Annotated in this window: 13 protein-coding genes; 9 read left to right on the top strand and 4 right to left on the bottom strand. The window is 48.7% G+C overall.

Translation table 11 applies throughout. The features are described from left to right. Positions 1 to 3: 3 nt before the first annotated feature. Positions 4 to 225 carry a hypothetical protein gene (locus KJS63_RS21000; RefSeq protein ID WP_068618843.1) on the top strand — a complete coding sequence of 74 codons (222 nt, stop codon included), beginning with the start codon at positions 4 to 6 and terminating at the stop codon, positions 223 to 225. 54 nt (positions 226 to 279) lie between these two features. On the opposite strand, the gene KJS63_RS20995 is transcribed toward KJS63_RS21000, so the two are convergent. Next, on the bottom strand, positions 280 to 891 hold the full coding sequence (locus KJS63_RS20995; protein ID WP_213620907.1) for a TetR/AcrR family transcriptional regulator: 612 nt from the start codon (positions 889 to 891) through the stop codon (positions 280 to 282). Positions 892 to 1125: 234 nt separating this feature from the next. Between KJS63_RS20995 and KJS63_RS20990 the strand changes: the two genes are divergently transcribed. The 3 genes from KJS63_RS20990 to gnd all read left to right on the top strand — a co-directional run bounded on the left by KJS63_RS20990 (position 1126) and on the right by gnd (position 5291). After that, the gene (locus tag KJS63_RS20990; protein WP_213620906.1) at positions 1126 to 2601 is read left to right on the top strand and encodes an MDR family MFS transporter; all 1476 of its coding nucleotides are present in this window, start codon (positions 1126 to 1128) and stop codon (positions 2599 to 2601) included. 305 nt (positions 2602 to 2906) lie between these two features. Continuing rightward, positions 2907 to 4358, top strand: coding sequence for a glucose-6-phosphate dehydrogenase (gene zwf / locus KJS63_RS20985; RefSeq protein ID WP_213620904.1), 1452 nt, complete (start codon positions 2907 to 2909; stop codon positions 4356 to 4358). A gap of 39 nt (positions 4359 to 4397) precedes the next feature. Then, complete coding sequence (gnd, locus tag KJS63_RS20980; protein ID WP_213620903.1) at positions 4398 to 5291, top strand: phosphogluconate dehydrogenase (NAD(+)-dependent, decarboxylating); 894 nt, start codon at positions 4398 to 4400, stop codon at positions 5289 to 5291. A 125-nt stretch (positions 5292 to 5416) separates the two neighbouring features. Here gnd and KJS63_RS20975 read toward each other — a convergent pair whose 3' ends face one another. The 3 genes from KJS63_RS20975 to KJS63_RS20965 are packed head-to-tail and all read right to left on the bottom strand — an operon-like array spanning position 5417 to position 9139. Beyond that, positions 5417 to 6574 (bottom strand): Ger(x)C family spore germination protein, encoded by a 1158-nt coding sequence (locus tag KJS63_RS20975; protein WP_213620902.1) that lies wholly within the window; start codon positions 6572 to 6574, stop codon positions 5417 to 5419. Beyond that, on the bottom strand, positions 6571 to 8055 hold the full coding sequence (locus tag KJS63_RS20970) for a spore germination protein (RefSeq protein ID WP_213620901.1): 1485 nt from the start codon (positions 8053 to 8055) through the stop codon (positions 6571 to 6573). The genes KJS63_RS20975 and KJS63_RS20970 overlap by 4 nt, the downstream gene beginning before the upstream one ends. After that, positions 8042 to 9139: a GerAB/ArcD/ProY family transporter gene (locus tag KJS63_RS20965; RefSeq protein WP_213620900.1), complete on the bottom strand. Its 1098-nt coding sequence runs from the start codon at positions 9137 to 9139 to the stop codon at positions 8042 to 8044. Before KJS63_RS20965 ends, KJS63_RS20970 begins: the two co-directional genes overlap by 14 nt. 302 nt (positions 9140 to 9441) lie before the next feature. On the opposite strand from KJS63_RS20965, the gene KJS63_RS20960 reads away from it, so the two are divergent. The 5 genes from KJS63_RS20960 to KJS63_RS20940 all read left to right on the top strand — a co-directional run bounded on the left by KJS63_RS20960 (position 9442) and on the right by KJS63_RS20940 (position 15572). Beyond that, positions 9442 to 10233, top strand: a complete 792-nt coding sequence (locus KJS63_RS20960; protein ID WP_213620899.1) for a polysaccharide deacetylase family protein — start codon at positions 9442 to 9444, stop codon at positions 10231 to 10233. Between the two features lie 40 nt (positions 10234 to 10273). Further along, positions 10274 to 10924: a phosphatase PAP2 family protein gene (locus KJS63_RS20955; RefSeq protein ID WP_213620898.1), complete on the top strand. Its 651-nt coding sequence runs from the start codon at positions 10274 to 10276 to the stop codon at positions 10922 to 10924. A 127-nt stretch (positions 10925 to 11051) separates the two neighbouring features. Then, positions 11052 to 11960 (top strand): radical SAM/SPASM domain-containing protein, encoded by a 909-nt coding sequence (locus tag KJS63_RS20950; protein WP_213620897.1) that lies wholly within the window; start codon positions 11052 to 11054, stop codon positions 11958 to 11960. Positions 11961 to 12184: 224 nt separating this feature from the next. Continuing rightward, entirely contained in the window at positions 12185 to 13450 is a 1266-nt protein-coding gene (locus KJS63_RS20945) for a DUF445 domain-containing protein (RefSeq protein ID WP_213620896.1), read from the top strand. Between the two features lie 166 nt (positions 13451 to 13616). After that, positions 13617 to 15572 carry an ATP-dependent DNA helicase gene (locus tag KJS63_RS20940; protein WP_213620895.1) on the top strand — a complete coding sequence of 652 codons (1956 nt, stop codon included), beginning with the start codon at positions 13617 to 13619 and terminating at the stop codon, positions 15570 to 15572. Positions 15573 to 15697 lie beyond the last annotated feature (125 nt).

The following is a 15697-nucleotide window of genomic DNA, read 5'->3' as shown; positions in this document are numbered from 1 at the left end:
AATATGGGCACAGGATTTTTGATCCGCTGCTTGAAGTGTGGGCAGGAGCATACCATCACACCAGGCCGTCGCAGTCATCGTAATGAGGCCATTGAATTCGGTACGGACAACTATGGGGCCGACCAGATTTCCTGTAAGTGCGGGCATGCGCTTGAGGAGGTCAGCCGCTTTGAGGGCGGAGACTTTGAAGGTGAGTTTATTGTGGAGTGGAAAGAGCTTCCGTAAACTTTCGCAAATATTAGATAAGCCATGGATCTCCCTGACGGGAGACCCATGGCTTTATTTGTTTATAGAAAAGCCGGACGAACCGAGCGGGCCGAGCTGGGAAAGCCGAGTATTAATGATGGCCATCTCCTCGGGGGTTTCGACCATGCCTCTCTCGAACCAGCGCTGAAGAATGCCCATATTGACCGACAGCACATATTCATTAATATAATCTGCCGGAACAAGACAATCTTCGTCTTTAATCTGCAGCTTGACTCTTTTATTCTCCAAGTGTTCAAGCATCGATCTTTTCATCTTGAGGGGGAAAGAAGGGTCGCCCTTTGGGCCCAGAATGACTTTGAAAAACCAGGAATTTGTCTTGAAGTACTCATATACCTTGGTGACATGGGGGTTGGGATCGCAGAGATATTTGTTGCTCTGGATTTCAACTGGATTAAACTCCCTCATAATCTGCATCCAGCCTTGGATCATGTCCTCCGCACATTGGTCCAACAGATCCTGTAAATCGCGGTAATGCAGGTAGAAGGTTCCCCGGTTAAGCCCCGCTTTCTCCGTTAGCTGCCGTACACTGATCCCGTCATAACCCTTGACTTCAATGAGCTCCATCAGCGCTTCCCGCAGCATCTGCCTCGTTCTTAGAATACGCCGGTCCACTGTTTCTTCCAATGGTTCTCGCCATCCTTTCATATAAATCAACACATAGATATCCTTGTGTTCATTAGTTGACATATTGTTCCACACTGATTATTGCTTTTCAATACCCTGCTATCTACAATAACAAAGTGAGTGTTAATCAACATACCGTCTATTATCATTATACATATTTTAGTACGCGGGCCATAGATAAACACTCACACATCATAGAGAGAAAAAATCAGGAGATGATGGAGGGATTTAACAATGAGTTCATCAAAAACTTCCGCCGTTCAAGGCGAAGTTACAATCAGGCAATTGATCGCGCCGCTTATGGCCGTCATTGTAGGGATGTTCATGGTTATTTTGGACAGTACAGTGGTTAATGTAGCCCTGCCTAAACTGGTACAAGATTTCAACACCACTGTTTCGACAATACAGTGGACTGTGACAGGATACACACTTGCCCTGTCCGCGGTAATTCCGCTTGCGGGCTGGATGACAGACCGGTTCGGAGCCAAGCAAATTTTTCTGATCACGATAGCCTTATTTACCCTAGGCTCCGTATTGTGTTCATTGGCTACATCGCCGGAACAGCTGATTCTGTACCGGGTAATTCAAGGTCTCGGCGGCGGCATGGTCGCGCCGATCGGGATGGCTATGGTTTTTCGCTTGGCTCCTCCAGAGAAGATGGGTTCCATCATGGGGATGCTCGGCGTACCAATGCTGCTTGCGCCCGCACTGGGGCCGGTTCTCTCCGGCTATCTGGTTGAGTATGTATCGTGGCATTGGATCTTTCTGATCAACCTTCCTGTAGGAATCCTGGCAATGATTGTGGGTATTAAGTTCCTGCCGAAAGTTGAACGTAAGACAGTGCCTGCATTGGACATTCTGGGTATTATTCTTGCTCCAATCGCATTCTCCATGCTTGCTTACGGTGTCAGCGAAGGTGGGAAGAGCTGGACCTCTACCGAGACATTGATCGGACTGATTGTAGGAGGCGCAGCCCTTCTGATCTTCATCTTTGTTGAGCTTCGCCAGAAGCAGCCTCTGCTTGAACTGCGTGTGTTCGGGTCAAGTGATTTTACACGGGGGATTATTATCTCCTGGATCTCACAGATCGCACTCTTCGGCGCCATAATGATTATGCCGCTCTACTTGCAGCAGGTCAGAGGGTACAGCCCGCTTGAGAGCGGCCTTACTGTGCTGCCCCAAGCGCTGGCGTCAGGGCTGTTCATGCCGATTGGCGGCCGTCTGTTCGATAAAATTGGAGCCAGACCGCTCGTTATCACGGGCCTGTCCATTATTACCGCCGCACTAATGCTGCTCTCAAACATCGCTGTGGATACGGCATCGTGGTACATTATTATCGCGCTGACCATGATGGGAGCGGGAATGGGCTTGTCCATGATGGCGATTAATACCCATGTGCTTCAATCTGCTCCAAGAAAGCTTGTCAGCCGGGTTACTCCGCTTACCACTGCAGCTCAGCAGGTGATGGTGTCGTTTGCGGTAGCCGGATTGACAGGTTATCTTACTTCGAGAATCACGGATCATGTTACTGAGCTAAAAGACCCCGTTAAGGGTGCAGTTGCTGCTTATGGGGACACATTCATGGTGGCAGGTTGTATAGCTGTGGTCGGTGCGCTGATTGGAATCATACTTCGCAGACCTAAGCGGCAGGAAGATGCCCCGGCACCAGATGCCGAGCAGTCTAATTCTGCCATGATGATGAATCATTAACGTTTTATGGAAACATAAGTCACGGAATAGTCGTGAATGAATGTGATAAATGTCATTGAATTTAGAAATTTTTTTATTTCAATTTGATAATATCAATTTAACGCTTACACTCCTTTTGTCATAAGGCAAGAGGAGTTTTTTTTATTCCAAATCGTTCCTTTTCCTCATGAAATCTTAGCGGGGAAGGACCTTTGGGGTTATTGACGATTATTTTCGGCGGGTGTAAACTAGCTAAGTTGAGTTTGATCGCTAACAAGATGTAACCTTATATATTTTTTATAGAGAGATGATCTGGAGGGATAGTTGTGGATGCAATGACATTTGTGTTATTTGGAGCCACTGGGGATTTGGCCAAAAGAAAAATTTACCCTGCGCTTTACAATTTGTTTATCGATAATAAGCTGCCGGAAGGTTTCTCAGTCTTCGGACTCGGAAGAAGAGAAATATCCAAGGAGGACTTTCAGGCCAGTGTTAGGGATTCGCTCCATAAGTTCTCCAGACGACTCGGTATCGGTGATCGTTTGGAGGCTTTTTTGAGTTCGTTCCGCTATTGCTCTCTGGACGTGAACAAGTCTGAGGATTACAGCAGGTTGTTACAAGCTGTGCAAGAACGTGAAAATGAGCTGGAAATTCCGGAAAACCGCATGTTTTATCTTTCGGTATCCCCGGAATACTTTGGGACAATTGCACAAAACATAGATCAAAGCGGACTTGGTTCGGGTAAAGGATGGAGAAGGCTCATTATTGAGAAGCCGTTCGGTCATGATCTGGAGTCCGCACGAGCTTTGCATGACAGTCTAAGCCAGGCATTTACGGAAGATGAGATTTTCCGTATCGACCATTATCTCGGCAAGCCGATGGTTCAGAACTTAGAGGTATTAGGTTTTGCTAATCCAGTGCTGCAAGCGCTGTGGACAAACCGGTATATTGCGAACGTGCAGATTACGGCTAACGAGCTGGTAGGTGTTGAAGACCGGGCCGGTTATTTCGACCAGGCCGGCACCATACGGGACATGTTCCAGAATCACATGCTTCAAATTTTGATGATGGTTACCATGCATTTGCCTAAGCGAAGCACGCCGGATGAAGTGCGGATGAAGAAGCGGAACATTGTGGAGTCGCTTCGTCCTATTCCGAAAGAAGAAGTCATGAATCAGGTGGTTCGTGGGCAATATAGCGCTGGTGAATTGAATCAGCAGGCCCTCCCCGGGTACCTGGAGGAGAACGGAATCAAACCGGGTTCCCGCAATGATACTTACGTGGCTGCGCGGCTTTGGATCGATACCCCATTCTGGAGCGAGGTTCCATTCTATATCCGTACGGGTAAAAGAACCCACGAGAAATCAACACGTATTGTGGTTGAGTTCAAAGAGCCGCTCAAGATTGCCTCTGAGAGCGGGGAAGAGACAGCGCCAAACCTGCTGACGATTGAGATTAATCCTTCGGAGAGCATTACGCTGCAGCTTAATACGAAGAATGCCGAGAACGGCGGCAAGCTGGAGCCTGTGCACATGCATTTTACTTCAAGCTCCAAGGATGCGCCGGAGGCTTATGAGAACCTGATCTTTGACGCGATGCGCGGGGATTCCACGTTCTTTGCCCATTGGGACGAAGTGGAACTCAGCTGGAAATGGATCCAGCCGGTTCTGGAAGCCTTTGAAGAAGATATCATTCCACTGCATCTGTATCCTGCTGGTACGAACGGACCGGAGGCGGCCCATAAGCTGCTAGCTGAAGATGGATTCAAGTGGTGGTAATAGATAAAGATATAACAAACATTTCAGGAGGAACATGACATGAAAATCGGTCTTATTGGACTAGGCAAAATGGGACTTAATCTGGGTAAAAACCTTATCGATCACAACCACGAGGTTGCGGCGTTCGACTTGAACGCGGCAGCGGTAGCTGAAATGAAAGAATACGGAGCTGAAGGTTATGCTAATCTGAAGGAGCTTGTTCAGTCGCTTCCAGCTCCCCGGGTGCTCTGGATCATGGTTCCCCATGGTGTGGTGGATTCGGTTCTAAGTGATGTTAAACCCCTTCTCAGCGAAGGCGATATTGTAATTGAAGCGGGCAACTCCCACTACAAGGAATCGATTCGCCGTGCAGAGGATTTGAAAACATCCGGCATCTACTATATGGATGCAGGAACCTCAGGCGGTATGGAAGGCGCCCGCAACGGCGCATGTTATATGATCGGTGGCGATGCGAAAGCCTGGGGTATCGTTGAACCTGTCTTCCGGGATACAGCGGTGGAGAATGGATATCTTTACGCGGGTCCATCAGGCAGCGGCCACTATCTGAAGATGGTCCATAACGGCATTGAGTACGGGATGATGGCTGCGATCGGTGAGGGCTTTGAGGTGCTGGAGAAGAGCTCTTTCGACTTTGATTATGAGAAGGTAGCCAAGGTTTGGAACAATGGTTCGGTTATCCGCTCCTGGCTGATGGAGTTGACTGAGAATGCGTTCTCGAAGGACAGCAAGCTTGAGGGCATCAAAGGGGTTATGCATTCTTCCGGCGAGGGCAAATGGACTGTGGAGGAAGCTATGGACCTTCAGACTGCAACTCCGGTTATCGCCATGTCCTTGCTGATGCGTTACCGTTCCATGGACAACGATACGTTTACAGGTAAAGTCGTTGCCGCGCTTCGTAATGAGTTCGGTGGACATGCTGTAGAAAAAAAGTAACTCCATTTAATAAAGGGCCGTCCTAAAGACCGCCCTTCGTATTATTAGGTCAACCAGATTACTGGTTGGCCTATTTCTTTTGGATGCTCTGCAATGGAAGCAGCCGGGAGAACGTTTTTGTTTATTCAAAATAGTTTTAAATTGTAGCTATTAGAATCCTCAACATTGATGTTCACGACCACCTGATCAAGTTCAAACCGGCGTATGATCGGTTTTTGCTCATGGCCGGGCAGCTTTTTCCACAGTTTATTGTTCCTCCGGTACAGGATTTCCTCCAGTCCATACAGATCCAGGTCTTTATCTTTGCCCAGCTCAAAGTTCCGGATGATCTGCTGTTTAATCTTGCTCTTGCAGAGCTCTTTAATCTTCTCCTTGGAAATGCCAGAGCTGTGGTCAATCTCATTAATTTTCCCTGTGATGCCGAGCTCGATGGAGGTGTGAATGACTCCCCGGCTTTCAGCCAGGGTAACTTTGGGTTTAGGCTTTGTTAAATAGACGACAGCCTTTCCTTGGACCGGGTCATTGATTTCAAGAGGGAACTGCTTGAAACCGTCAAAATTCACATACCGTGCGCCGGCAAGCTGCTCCCCTTCGGCGCGGCCCCAATTCTTCCCTTTGGATATGACATATAGCCCGCTCATGCTTGAGAGGCTAAGCAGCTTATTGTTCATGGTCCAGGTCTTGTTGCTGCTTGATATGGCAGGCAGCAGCACCGTGGACCCGGGCTCACGTATTCCCTTCATGAGGTGAATGACCCGGATAGGCGGTACATAAGACAGCTGATGATAGCCCCGGACAGGGTCGAACAGATTGGTGCTGAGAGCAGAGTGATTCAGCAGGGTTTTGGAAGAAAGAATGGAGCTGATATCCTCATCTGTGCCATATACCCATGACGTATAACGCATTTCTCCAGAGCGGAACAAGCCGTTAAATACCTCAGATAGCTTGGTATCCAGCACGGATTTGGAGAGGACCACAGCCTTCACATGAGTCCAAAGCGTCTGCTGCTGGGAGGTGGGATATAATTGATTAATGGCAGACAGAATGGAGCTGCCTTCTCCCCTGCCTATGACCAGAGCCGATTCCTGGGGTGAATCGGATGGTCCTTCCTGTTTGGACAGATTGGCGAAGTCCAAGATTTGCGCATATACCACGTAGTTGTGATTGACATAATCAATTCCCATCGCGGTTACAAAGTTTATGTTTTGAACCTCCTTGCTGTCCCAGCAGCCGCCCAGAAGGAGGGGGAGAAGGAGCAGGAACAGAGCTTTCTTGAGTTTCATGAGCGGTTTTCCTTCCTTGTATCATCCTGAGTTTGAAGATACTCAGGCCGCTTCTTCATATCTCTGGCCGGCTTCCTGAAGAATGCCGGAACGAAGTCATTCTTATTAAACGGGGATACCGACGATAAATAAGGAACTCCAAAGTTCTCCAGACCAGCAAGGTGCAGTACAAGGCCGATTACTGCGATCAGGAATCCATACATGCCAAATAACGCTGAGAGGATTAGAATCATAATCCGGATAATCGCGGTAGTCCCGCTTAAAATCTGGTTGACGAGCGAATGTGTGGCGATGATCGTGATTGCGACCATAACAATCATCGTGGGAGAAGTGATACCTGCCCGGATGGCGGCATCTCCGATGATGAGCCCCCCCACTACGGTAATGGTCTGGCCAACAGCCTTGGGTAGACGCCGGCCGGCTTCGCTGAATATCTCGAACAGAAAGAGCATCATAAACGTCTCCATAGTAACAGATAATGGAAGTCCGTTCCGCACGTTGTTGATGGTGGCCAGAAGTGGAAGCGGCACCTGTTCCAGGTTGAAGCAGGTCAAGGCCAGGTAGAATCCCGGGAAGAAGAGGGCAATAAATAGTCCAGTAAACCGCAGCAGTCTCTCGAGGATCACAATATGAGAAGGGGTATTCGCATCCTCAGCGGATATTAACAGATTCAATATACTTACAGGAGCGATAAGGGCCATGGGTGAACCTTGAAACATGACGGCAAACCGGCCATTCAAAAGCGCATTTACCACATAATCCGGTCTTCCTGTATAGTCGGCCAAAGGAAACACAGTATATTTATTGTTCTTTAGAATATCCTCGATATATGCAGTTCCAATAACAGCATCCGTATCAATACTCTGAAGTATGCCCCGGACCTCATCAACAATAGCCGGATTAATGATGTCATCTACATAGAAGAGTGCGATGCTCGTATGTCCCCGGCCCTCAATTACAAACTGCTCCACACAGAAAGAAGGTGAGCGGAGGCGTTTGCGGATCAATGCCGTATTAACAGTCAACTCTTCGGTAAACCCGTCACGTGGGCCGCGGATCGGGGCCTCTGTTGCCGATTCTTCTGGTGTTCTAGCCGGTGGATTGGCGATATCTATGCTCAGAAATACTTGGAGCCCGGCAGCATAGATCACCAGACTGCCGCTGAATATCTTAAGGGTGAGTTCATTGAGCAGATTATCTTCACCTATAATGGTGAGCGGCAGGGCGTGTCCTCCTTCGATAGACTCCCGGCTTTGGAACTGTTTATCTGTGAACATCGTCTCCAATCGGGGCAGAATGAACTGGTTCAGCTGCTTAATATCTGCAAGTCCGTCGTTGTAGATTAATAGAAGCTGCAGACTGTCCGACTCGCTGCTGACATGGAACCGGTGAAAGACCACATCGGCATTGTTGCGGAAATAGTCTGTCAGGAATTGCTCATTCAGGTTCTCCATGCTGGGAACAGTTTCAGCTTGACGCATGAGGCTCCTCCTTTTTACGGTTCCTTACTCGTACCACAATCCAAAGAGTGAGAGTTATACTGGCAATAAAAACGGTATTAAACGGAAATACCAAGCTAAACATTAGGCGATTGAAATTAACATCACTGATGGGCATTATGCCCAGTAGAATCAATCCTCCTGCCATCACTGCCCAAAGTCTGACCTTTAACGGTCTGGTCTTAATATTCCATACATTAAGTGCAGCATACATGGCTAGAGAGATTCGGATAAACGCTCCTGACAGCCATTGGTAGATGGAGAAAAAGTCCGTCTGAGAGATATACTTGCCCAGACGGACAATCCGCCACTCCTCATATGCGGGGTACCTGAGCATCTGCGCCTCATAAGGATTAAATTCGACAATGGCGCCCGTCAAAGGGCCGAGGGTCAGTCCGACCACAATTAAGCTTAGAATCAGGAGCTGCTTCCTCTTGAAGGCGGACCCAAGCTCCGGTTGAATAAACAACAGAAAGAAAATTTCGAAGGAACCGGAATTCGCGTAAATTATACCTTTCAACACCGGTGGCCATCCGTTCTCCAGCATAGGGAAGAGTTGGTGATAGTCCTTTAATTGGAGGTTGGCCATCGCAACATAGAACCCGAGAATCACTACAAAGGGAAGGAGTATTCCGGAAGCGAGTCCTAGCGCTTTAATTCCCTTGATTGCACCAAAATAACACAGGACAACCAGGCAGCTCACGGTAAATATTTTTGGAGTAAGCGGCAGAAACGTTATTTTAGTCCACATTACGGTTTCAAACAGCGTGAAAAATGCCACACCAAAGAAAAATAGCGTGATTAGGCACTTGAATAGATACCCAGGCAGACGGCCAAGATGGTTGTCAATCCATTCAGATATAGAATGTCCCCGGGTGAGGTGCGAAATGGCAAACAGGAGCAGCGAAATTACGAAGAGGGGCACGGCGGACAGTAGAACAGAGATCCAGGCATCTCTCTTGGCTGAGCTTAATAAGGCAGGGATAATAAATACATGATTGCTTAGTCCTACCGCAAGCATGATCATCATGCTGGCTTGCAAAACGGAGGGTTTATAGGCTTTCATTTATGGCAACCTTCTTTCCATCCAGTTGTGGACCTGATGCAGGGTATTTCTGTATTATGCTGAGAATGCTGTGATTTAAGTCATGTTTTGTTAAATAAACCAGATGGTTCATGTCATCTTCTGTGAATTGTTACCTTTTTGTTTAACTCTTCACGGTCAGATGAGATATAATGGGATATATTGCTGGTTCATGCAGGGCACCCTGCCGGCTGTTTTTGGCTCCGGCGGGGTGTTTTGTTTTAGAGGGGCATTATGCAGCGGGAGAGCTTGGGAACAAACTAAGAGATAGGAGATTCATGGGGATGAATTTAAAGAGATATCATTATATTCTGATTATTGGAAGTATCATTATCCTGTTGTCCATCATCAATCATATCGCTGTTCTCCAGAGAGAGGCGGCCAAGAGTGAAGCGAGCAAGACGGTGGTGGTAAAGAAGCCGGCACAGAAGCCACAGGAGCCTGTTCAGGAGAAGTTTAAGTTCCGTGAGATTTATGATGTTAAGATGGAGAGCAAGAAAGTTGCTTTAACTTTTGACGATGGGCCTGACAACCGGTATACGCCTCAAATTCTGGACATTCTTAAAGAAAATGATGTAAAAGCAACGTTCTTCCTCGTCGGCCGGCAGATCCATAAAGATCCGGATATAGTACGGCGGATTTATGATGAAGGACATGAAATTGGGAATCATACGGTTAATCATCCTAATCTTAATAAAATGAGTCCGGAAGAAATCAAAGAAGAAATCGAGGGTAACAATGAGAAGATTAAGGAACTGACGGGTCATACCCCGGTATTGTTCCGTTCCCCTTATGGCAATGCATCTGATGAGGTTAAAAAGGTGCTTGAGGAGAATAAGATGCTGCTGATCAACTGGTCTGTTGATACCCGCGATTGGAAGGCGGTGACCCCGGCCACCATTCTGGCCAACCTCAAGAAGGAGGTCGGACCCGGCGGCATTATTTTGCAGCACAGCTTTGGCGGCAGAAAGGTCCGGAGCACGGTAAAGGCGCTTCCCGAAGAGATCAAATGGCTTAAGGAACAAGGCTATACTATGGTCACAGTATCTGAGTTAATTGCCGGAGAGAACAAGTAAAGAGAACCGTGAATAACAAAGAAGAGGTAGGATAGTTCTTATGTCAGGAAAAAGGTGGTTTACATCGGCTTTCGCAGCGGGGCTGCTGTGTATGGTTGGATTTGTGCTTATAGCCTACTGGATCAGTGATCATCAGATCCATGTGTTTGATGATAAGGTTATTGGTTGGGTTCAGGGTATGGAATCTCCTGGGCTAACCGTGGTGATGAAATCTTTCAGCTGGATCGGTTCAGGCATCCCTGTTGCGGTAATAACGCTTGCCGCTATCGTCATTTTATATTTTGTGCTGAAGCACCGAAGTGAGCTTGTTTTTCTTGCTGCGTTGGCCATCAGCTCGTCCTTAATCAACTCGATTATCAAAGCAATCTTTAGAAGAGACAGACCCACACTGCACCGGATTGCGGAAGCGAACGGGTTCAGCTTCCCGAGCGGCCATGCCATGGCAACGATAGCCTTGTATGGGGGGCTTGCTTTCCTGCTGTGGAAGCATGCCCCCAAGCTGATTGGGCGGATTCTTATCATCCTGATCAGTCTGGTCTTCATAATTGGAATCGGGATCAGCCGAATCTATCTGGGTGTTCATTACCCGAGTGATGTCCTTGGTGGTTATCTACTCACCGGCGCTTTATTGGCTATTTTCATTTGGTATTACCAGGGTTATCTGGAGCTCAGGGGCAAGAAGCGTCCCTAACTTGTCCCCGGGAATACGCACACAAGAGCATAGCTTGCAGACTTCCGTAAACTGCGATAGTATTCTTCATAGCGATAGGCACATGATCTATATATGATAGACACCCATAGAGAATTGGAGTTCAGCTATGAAAAAATTCAAAAAGTTCTATATTGAAACAACAAGTATTTGCAACCTGGCCTGCACCTTCTGTCCACCGACGAAAAGGCAGGCCGGTTTTCTGAAATTGGAAGATTTCAAGAAGACACTGGATGAAATTAAGCCGCATACGGATTACATTTATTTCCATGTTAAAGGTGAACCGCTGCTGCATCCGAAAATTGACGAGATGCTTGATATTGCCCATGAGAAAGGGTTCAAGGTCAATATTACAACGAACGGTACCTTGATCAACAAGAACCGCCATAAGCTGCTGGGCAAGCCAGCTCTCCGGCAGATGAACTTCTCCCTTCACAGCTTTGACGGCCATGAAGGCTCTACCGACCGCGACGGCTATATTATGAGTGTTCTGAATTTTGTGAAAGAGGCCGTTGCGCAGTCGAACATCATTATCTCACTCCGGCTGTGGAATCTGAATGAGGATAACATTACGAATCTTCAGCGGAGCCGCAACCGGGAGACACTTGAGTATATTGAGCGGGAATTCAACCTGGATTTCAAAATTGTGGAGAAGGTGAGCCCTGGCAGCGGGGTTAAAATTGCCGACAGAATCTATTTGAACCAGGATTATGAGTTCAAGTGGCCTGATCTGAAGGAGGAAGAGGATCACGGTCCGGGCTTTTGCCATGGTCTACGGAACCAGGCGGGCGTTCTGATCGATGGCACTGTGGTTCCGTGCTGTCTGGACGGTGAGGGAGTAATTAAGCTGGGGAATATTCATCAGAAGCCCTTCTCTGAAATTATTGAGGGTGAGAGAGCCAATAACATGTATGACGGCTTCTCCCGGCGCGAAGTGGTGGAAGAGCTGTGCCGCAAGTGCGGATACCGCAAAAGATTTGACCTGGCTCCCGGAGAAGTGGGAGCGCTAAGCTCATAGAATATGAACACGTCTGAACTAGCTGCCCTTGAAATGCTGCTGATTGCTAAACTATAACCGGGCTTTAATAAGCCGTTTTGATGTGGTGTGGAAGGCTGTCTCTGAAACCAGGGACGGCCTTTTCTTTTGTGAGATTGAAAACAGCCGATTTTCGGGTGGCCGGAAATTTGTGCTATGATGTCTAAAGATGTAGGAATAGAGAACGAGTTAAGCGAGGGAGAACGATGGCACTCAAAACGACAAAACCTAAACAAAATTATATAGCGGGAATTTCACTTGGGGTCATGGGAGTAGGGTTTGCAGCCACTCTTCCGTTCCACGACGGGTCATTGGGGCTGCGCTTGCTCCAAGGCGGCTTTGAGGCGGGTTTGGTGGGAGGATTGGCTGACTGGTTCGCAGTGACAGCGCTGTTCCGTCATCCGCTGGGTATCCCCATTCCCCACACAGCGCTTCTGCCTAAGAACCGGGAGAAGCTCACCGGAGCGGTAATTTCCATGATTGAGACCGAGCTGCTCCGCAAAGAAAGCATCGGAGAGAAGATCAGAAGCATCCGCATTGCGGAGCTCGGACTGGCTAAAGTCAGAGAAGGTGTCGAGGCCGGAAGTTACAATAAAGCGATCTCCGCAGTGCTGGCAAATGTTATACAGCATATGCCTGTAGCAGAGATCAGCAGGGTCCTCTCCCAAGAGATCCGGCAGTTGGCGGACCGCTTGGATGAGAAGTGGATTATACATAGGCTGATGGAAGAAGTCACTGTACGGGGCTATGATGAGAAGCTCCTTGATCTGGTGCTTGAGCGGGCTCAGGATTGGGCTGCCCGGATTGAAACGCGGGATATGCTCGGAAGGATAGGCATAGAGCAGATCCAGCAGCTTAAGATGGGCGGCCTTATGCAGTTCGCGGTTAACGCATTTATTGGCTACTTGAGCGAGGACAAGCTGGGGGATATGATCCAGAACTTCATTCTTGGACATATCATAAACTATAAAGATCCGGACAATCCAAACCGGGCGAAGCTGCTTGCGCTTCTGCATGCCGAGCTGAGAGAAGCTGTAGATCGTCCAGGCTTCCTAGAGGAGGTTAGGGGGGCGAAGCATCGCCTGTTGGATCAGTGGGTATCTGAAGACAAGATTGAGGGTTATATTCAGGGTATGCTGAATCGAGCTGGGCAGTTCGTAATGAGTAATGAGTTTCATACGAAATGGCTGAACCCATTTCTGCTCAAACTGCTGGGAAATCTAGAGGGCAGCCCAGAGCGGATTCAGCAGGGAGAAGAGTGGATTCAGCGGCAGATCATCGGATTCATTGAGAAGCATTATTCCAAGATCGGCGCATTGGTCAGAGAGAACCTGGATAAGCTGAGCAATGAGGAACTGGTCACTTTTATTGAGGGAAAAGTGGGCCGGGATCTGCAGTGGATTCGGATAAATGGTGCGATATGCGGCTTCCTAGTCGGTGTCGTGCTGAGTGCGGTAAGGGCGCTCGTATAAGCATTAAAGCTTCCGTCTAACTTAGGGTTAGGCGGTTTTTTAGGCCGTTATTCTTGAAATTCGGTTTGTGTTTTGAGGTAGGGCATGTAATAATTGAAATTTGCTACCGCAGAGCGCGGCGGTCAGAGATTATGCGGGTTATTTTATTTATTGGGGGCAAAAAAGAGTGGAGCGTTACCCTTTTCAATACGATCCATCGCAGCCGTTCATTCCACAGCTGGGTGAATGGGTTGCTGACGTGTTCTATGACATACTCCCGGAAGCAGGTTTTGAGATCCGGGACGAACAGATTTTTATGGCCTATCAGCTGGAGAGAGCCTTTGCCGAGAAGAAGACCATTTTTGCGGAAGCCGGGGTAGGTACCGGAAAGACGCTGGTATACCTGCTGTATGCCGCGGCATATGCCCGCTATATGCGCAGGCCAGCGATCATTGCATGTGCGGATGAGTCCTTAATTGAACAGCTGGTCAAACCGGAAGGTGATGTGGCCAAGCTGATCCGCCACTTGAATTTCGCCATTGACGCCCGGCTCGGCAAATCGCCGGATCAATATGTATGTCTGGTTAAACTGGATGAAGCCAGGGCCAAAGAGATGGAAGGAATGCATTATGAGGAGATATACAAGGGGTTTCCAAGGTTCGTTACGCACCCTGGGACAATGCAGGCTTTCCATGCTTATGGAGACCGCAAAGACTATCCGCATTTGAATGATGAGCAGTGGGAGAAGATCAGCTGGGACCCGTTCCAGGACTGCTTCGTCTGTGACCGGAGACATCGCTGTGGGCAGACTCTATCCAGGGACCATTATAGAGCTTCATCCGATTTGATCATTTGTTCGCACGATTACTATATGGAGCATGTGTGGACCTATGAAGGCCGCAAGCAGGAAGGGCAGCTGCCTCTTCTGCCTGAACACTGCGCAGTGGTATTCGATGAGGGCCATCTACTGGAGACGGCCGCCCAGAAGGCACTCAGCTATAATCTGAAGCATACCGTATTTGAGGAGATTATTACCCGGCTGCTTAAGGGGGAGATCAGGGAAAGCCTGGCCGTGCTTATTGATGAGGCTATTCAGCAGAGTGAACTTTTGTTCATAAGCCTGGAGCAGAGCAGCAGGGCCGTAGCAGGCTCAGACCGGATGCAGGTGGATTTAAACAACCGGGTGCTCAGTGGGATCTCAGCCTTCCGAGGGCTGCTTGACCGGATTGAAGAAGAGCTTGTCTTTGAGAGCGAGCTGTACACGCTTGATGACTATCAGCTCCGGATTGTAGAGGAGCACTTGGAAATGATGCAGAAGGCCTTGAGCCTGTTTCAGCGTCCAGAGCCGCCGATCTGTTGGACAACCCTTCAGAGGGGGGAACTCACCCTTTCCATTATGCCGAAGACGGTTAAGGAAGTGCTCCGGGACCGGGTATTCAAACTGAACATTCCCATTGTGTTCTCGTCGGCAACCCTGTCCGTAGACGGTTCATTCCATTATGCGGCCGACAGTCTGGGCATTTCCGATTATCTCTCCTTCTCGGTGAGTTCCCCTTATAACTATGAGGAGAAGATGAAGGTGTTTGCCCCGGCTTGGGAGCAGGAGGGGGATTTTGCTCAGAAAATGAGCCTAACCGCAAATGCCCTGAAGACTGCTCAGGGCGGAGCTTTAATTCTGTTCCGGACCATGGAGGAGCTGCGCCAGTTCAAACAGGAAGCTGGACGAAGACCGGAATTAGCCGGCCGGACCTTCTACTATGAGGGGGATCAGGAGATCAGTCATCAGATCGCCAGGTTCCAGGCGGACGAATCCTCCATACTGTGCGCGGTAAGTCTATGGGAAGGACTGGACGTGCCTGGACCATCGCTCTCATGTGTGATCATCTGGTCGCTGCCCTTCCCGCCGCAGGACCCGGTATTTATGGCCAAACGGCAGTCCGCCAGGGACCCGTATGCGGAGGTTGATCTTCCGTATATGAAGCTTCGGCTTAGACAGGGGCTTGGCCGCTTGATTCGAACCTCATCTGATGAAGGATCAGCAATTATCCTTGGCGGAGTACTGCATGTGCAGGACTCGGAGTTGGCGGGGCACGTGCGGTCTTTGCTGCCAGAAGGGGTTATACTTCGGGAACTGCATGGATAAGACTGCATGAACAGGAATGCATGGATAACCGAAAGGACTTAAGCGAACAGATCCAAGCTATGCGCAGATCTGCGTATTTAACAAAAAGACTCCCTATCCGTTTTGATGGAAGGGAGTCTTTGTTG

Source organism: Paenibacillus sp. J22TS3 (assembly GCF_018403205.1).
GTDB lineage: Bacteria > Bacillota > Bacilli > Paenibacillales > Paenibacillaceae > Fontibacillus > Fontibacillus tuaregi.
Note: the sequence above shows the minus strand (reverse complement) of the source record. Positions and strands in the feature narration are given on the sequence as shown.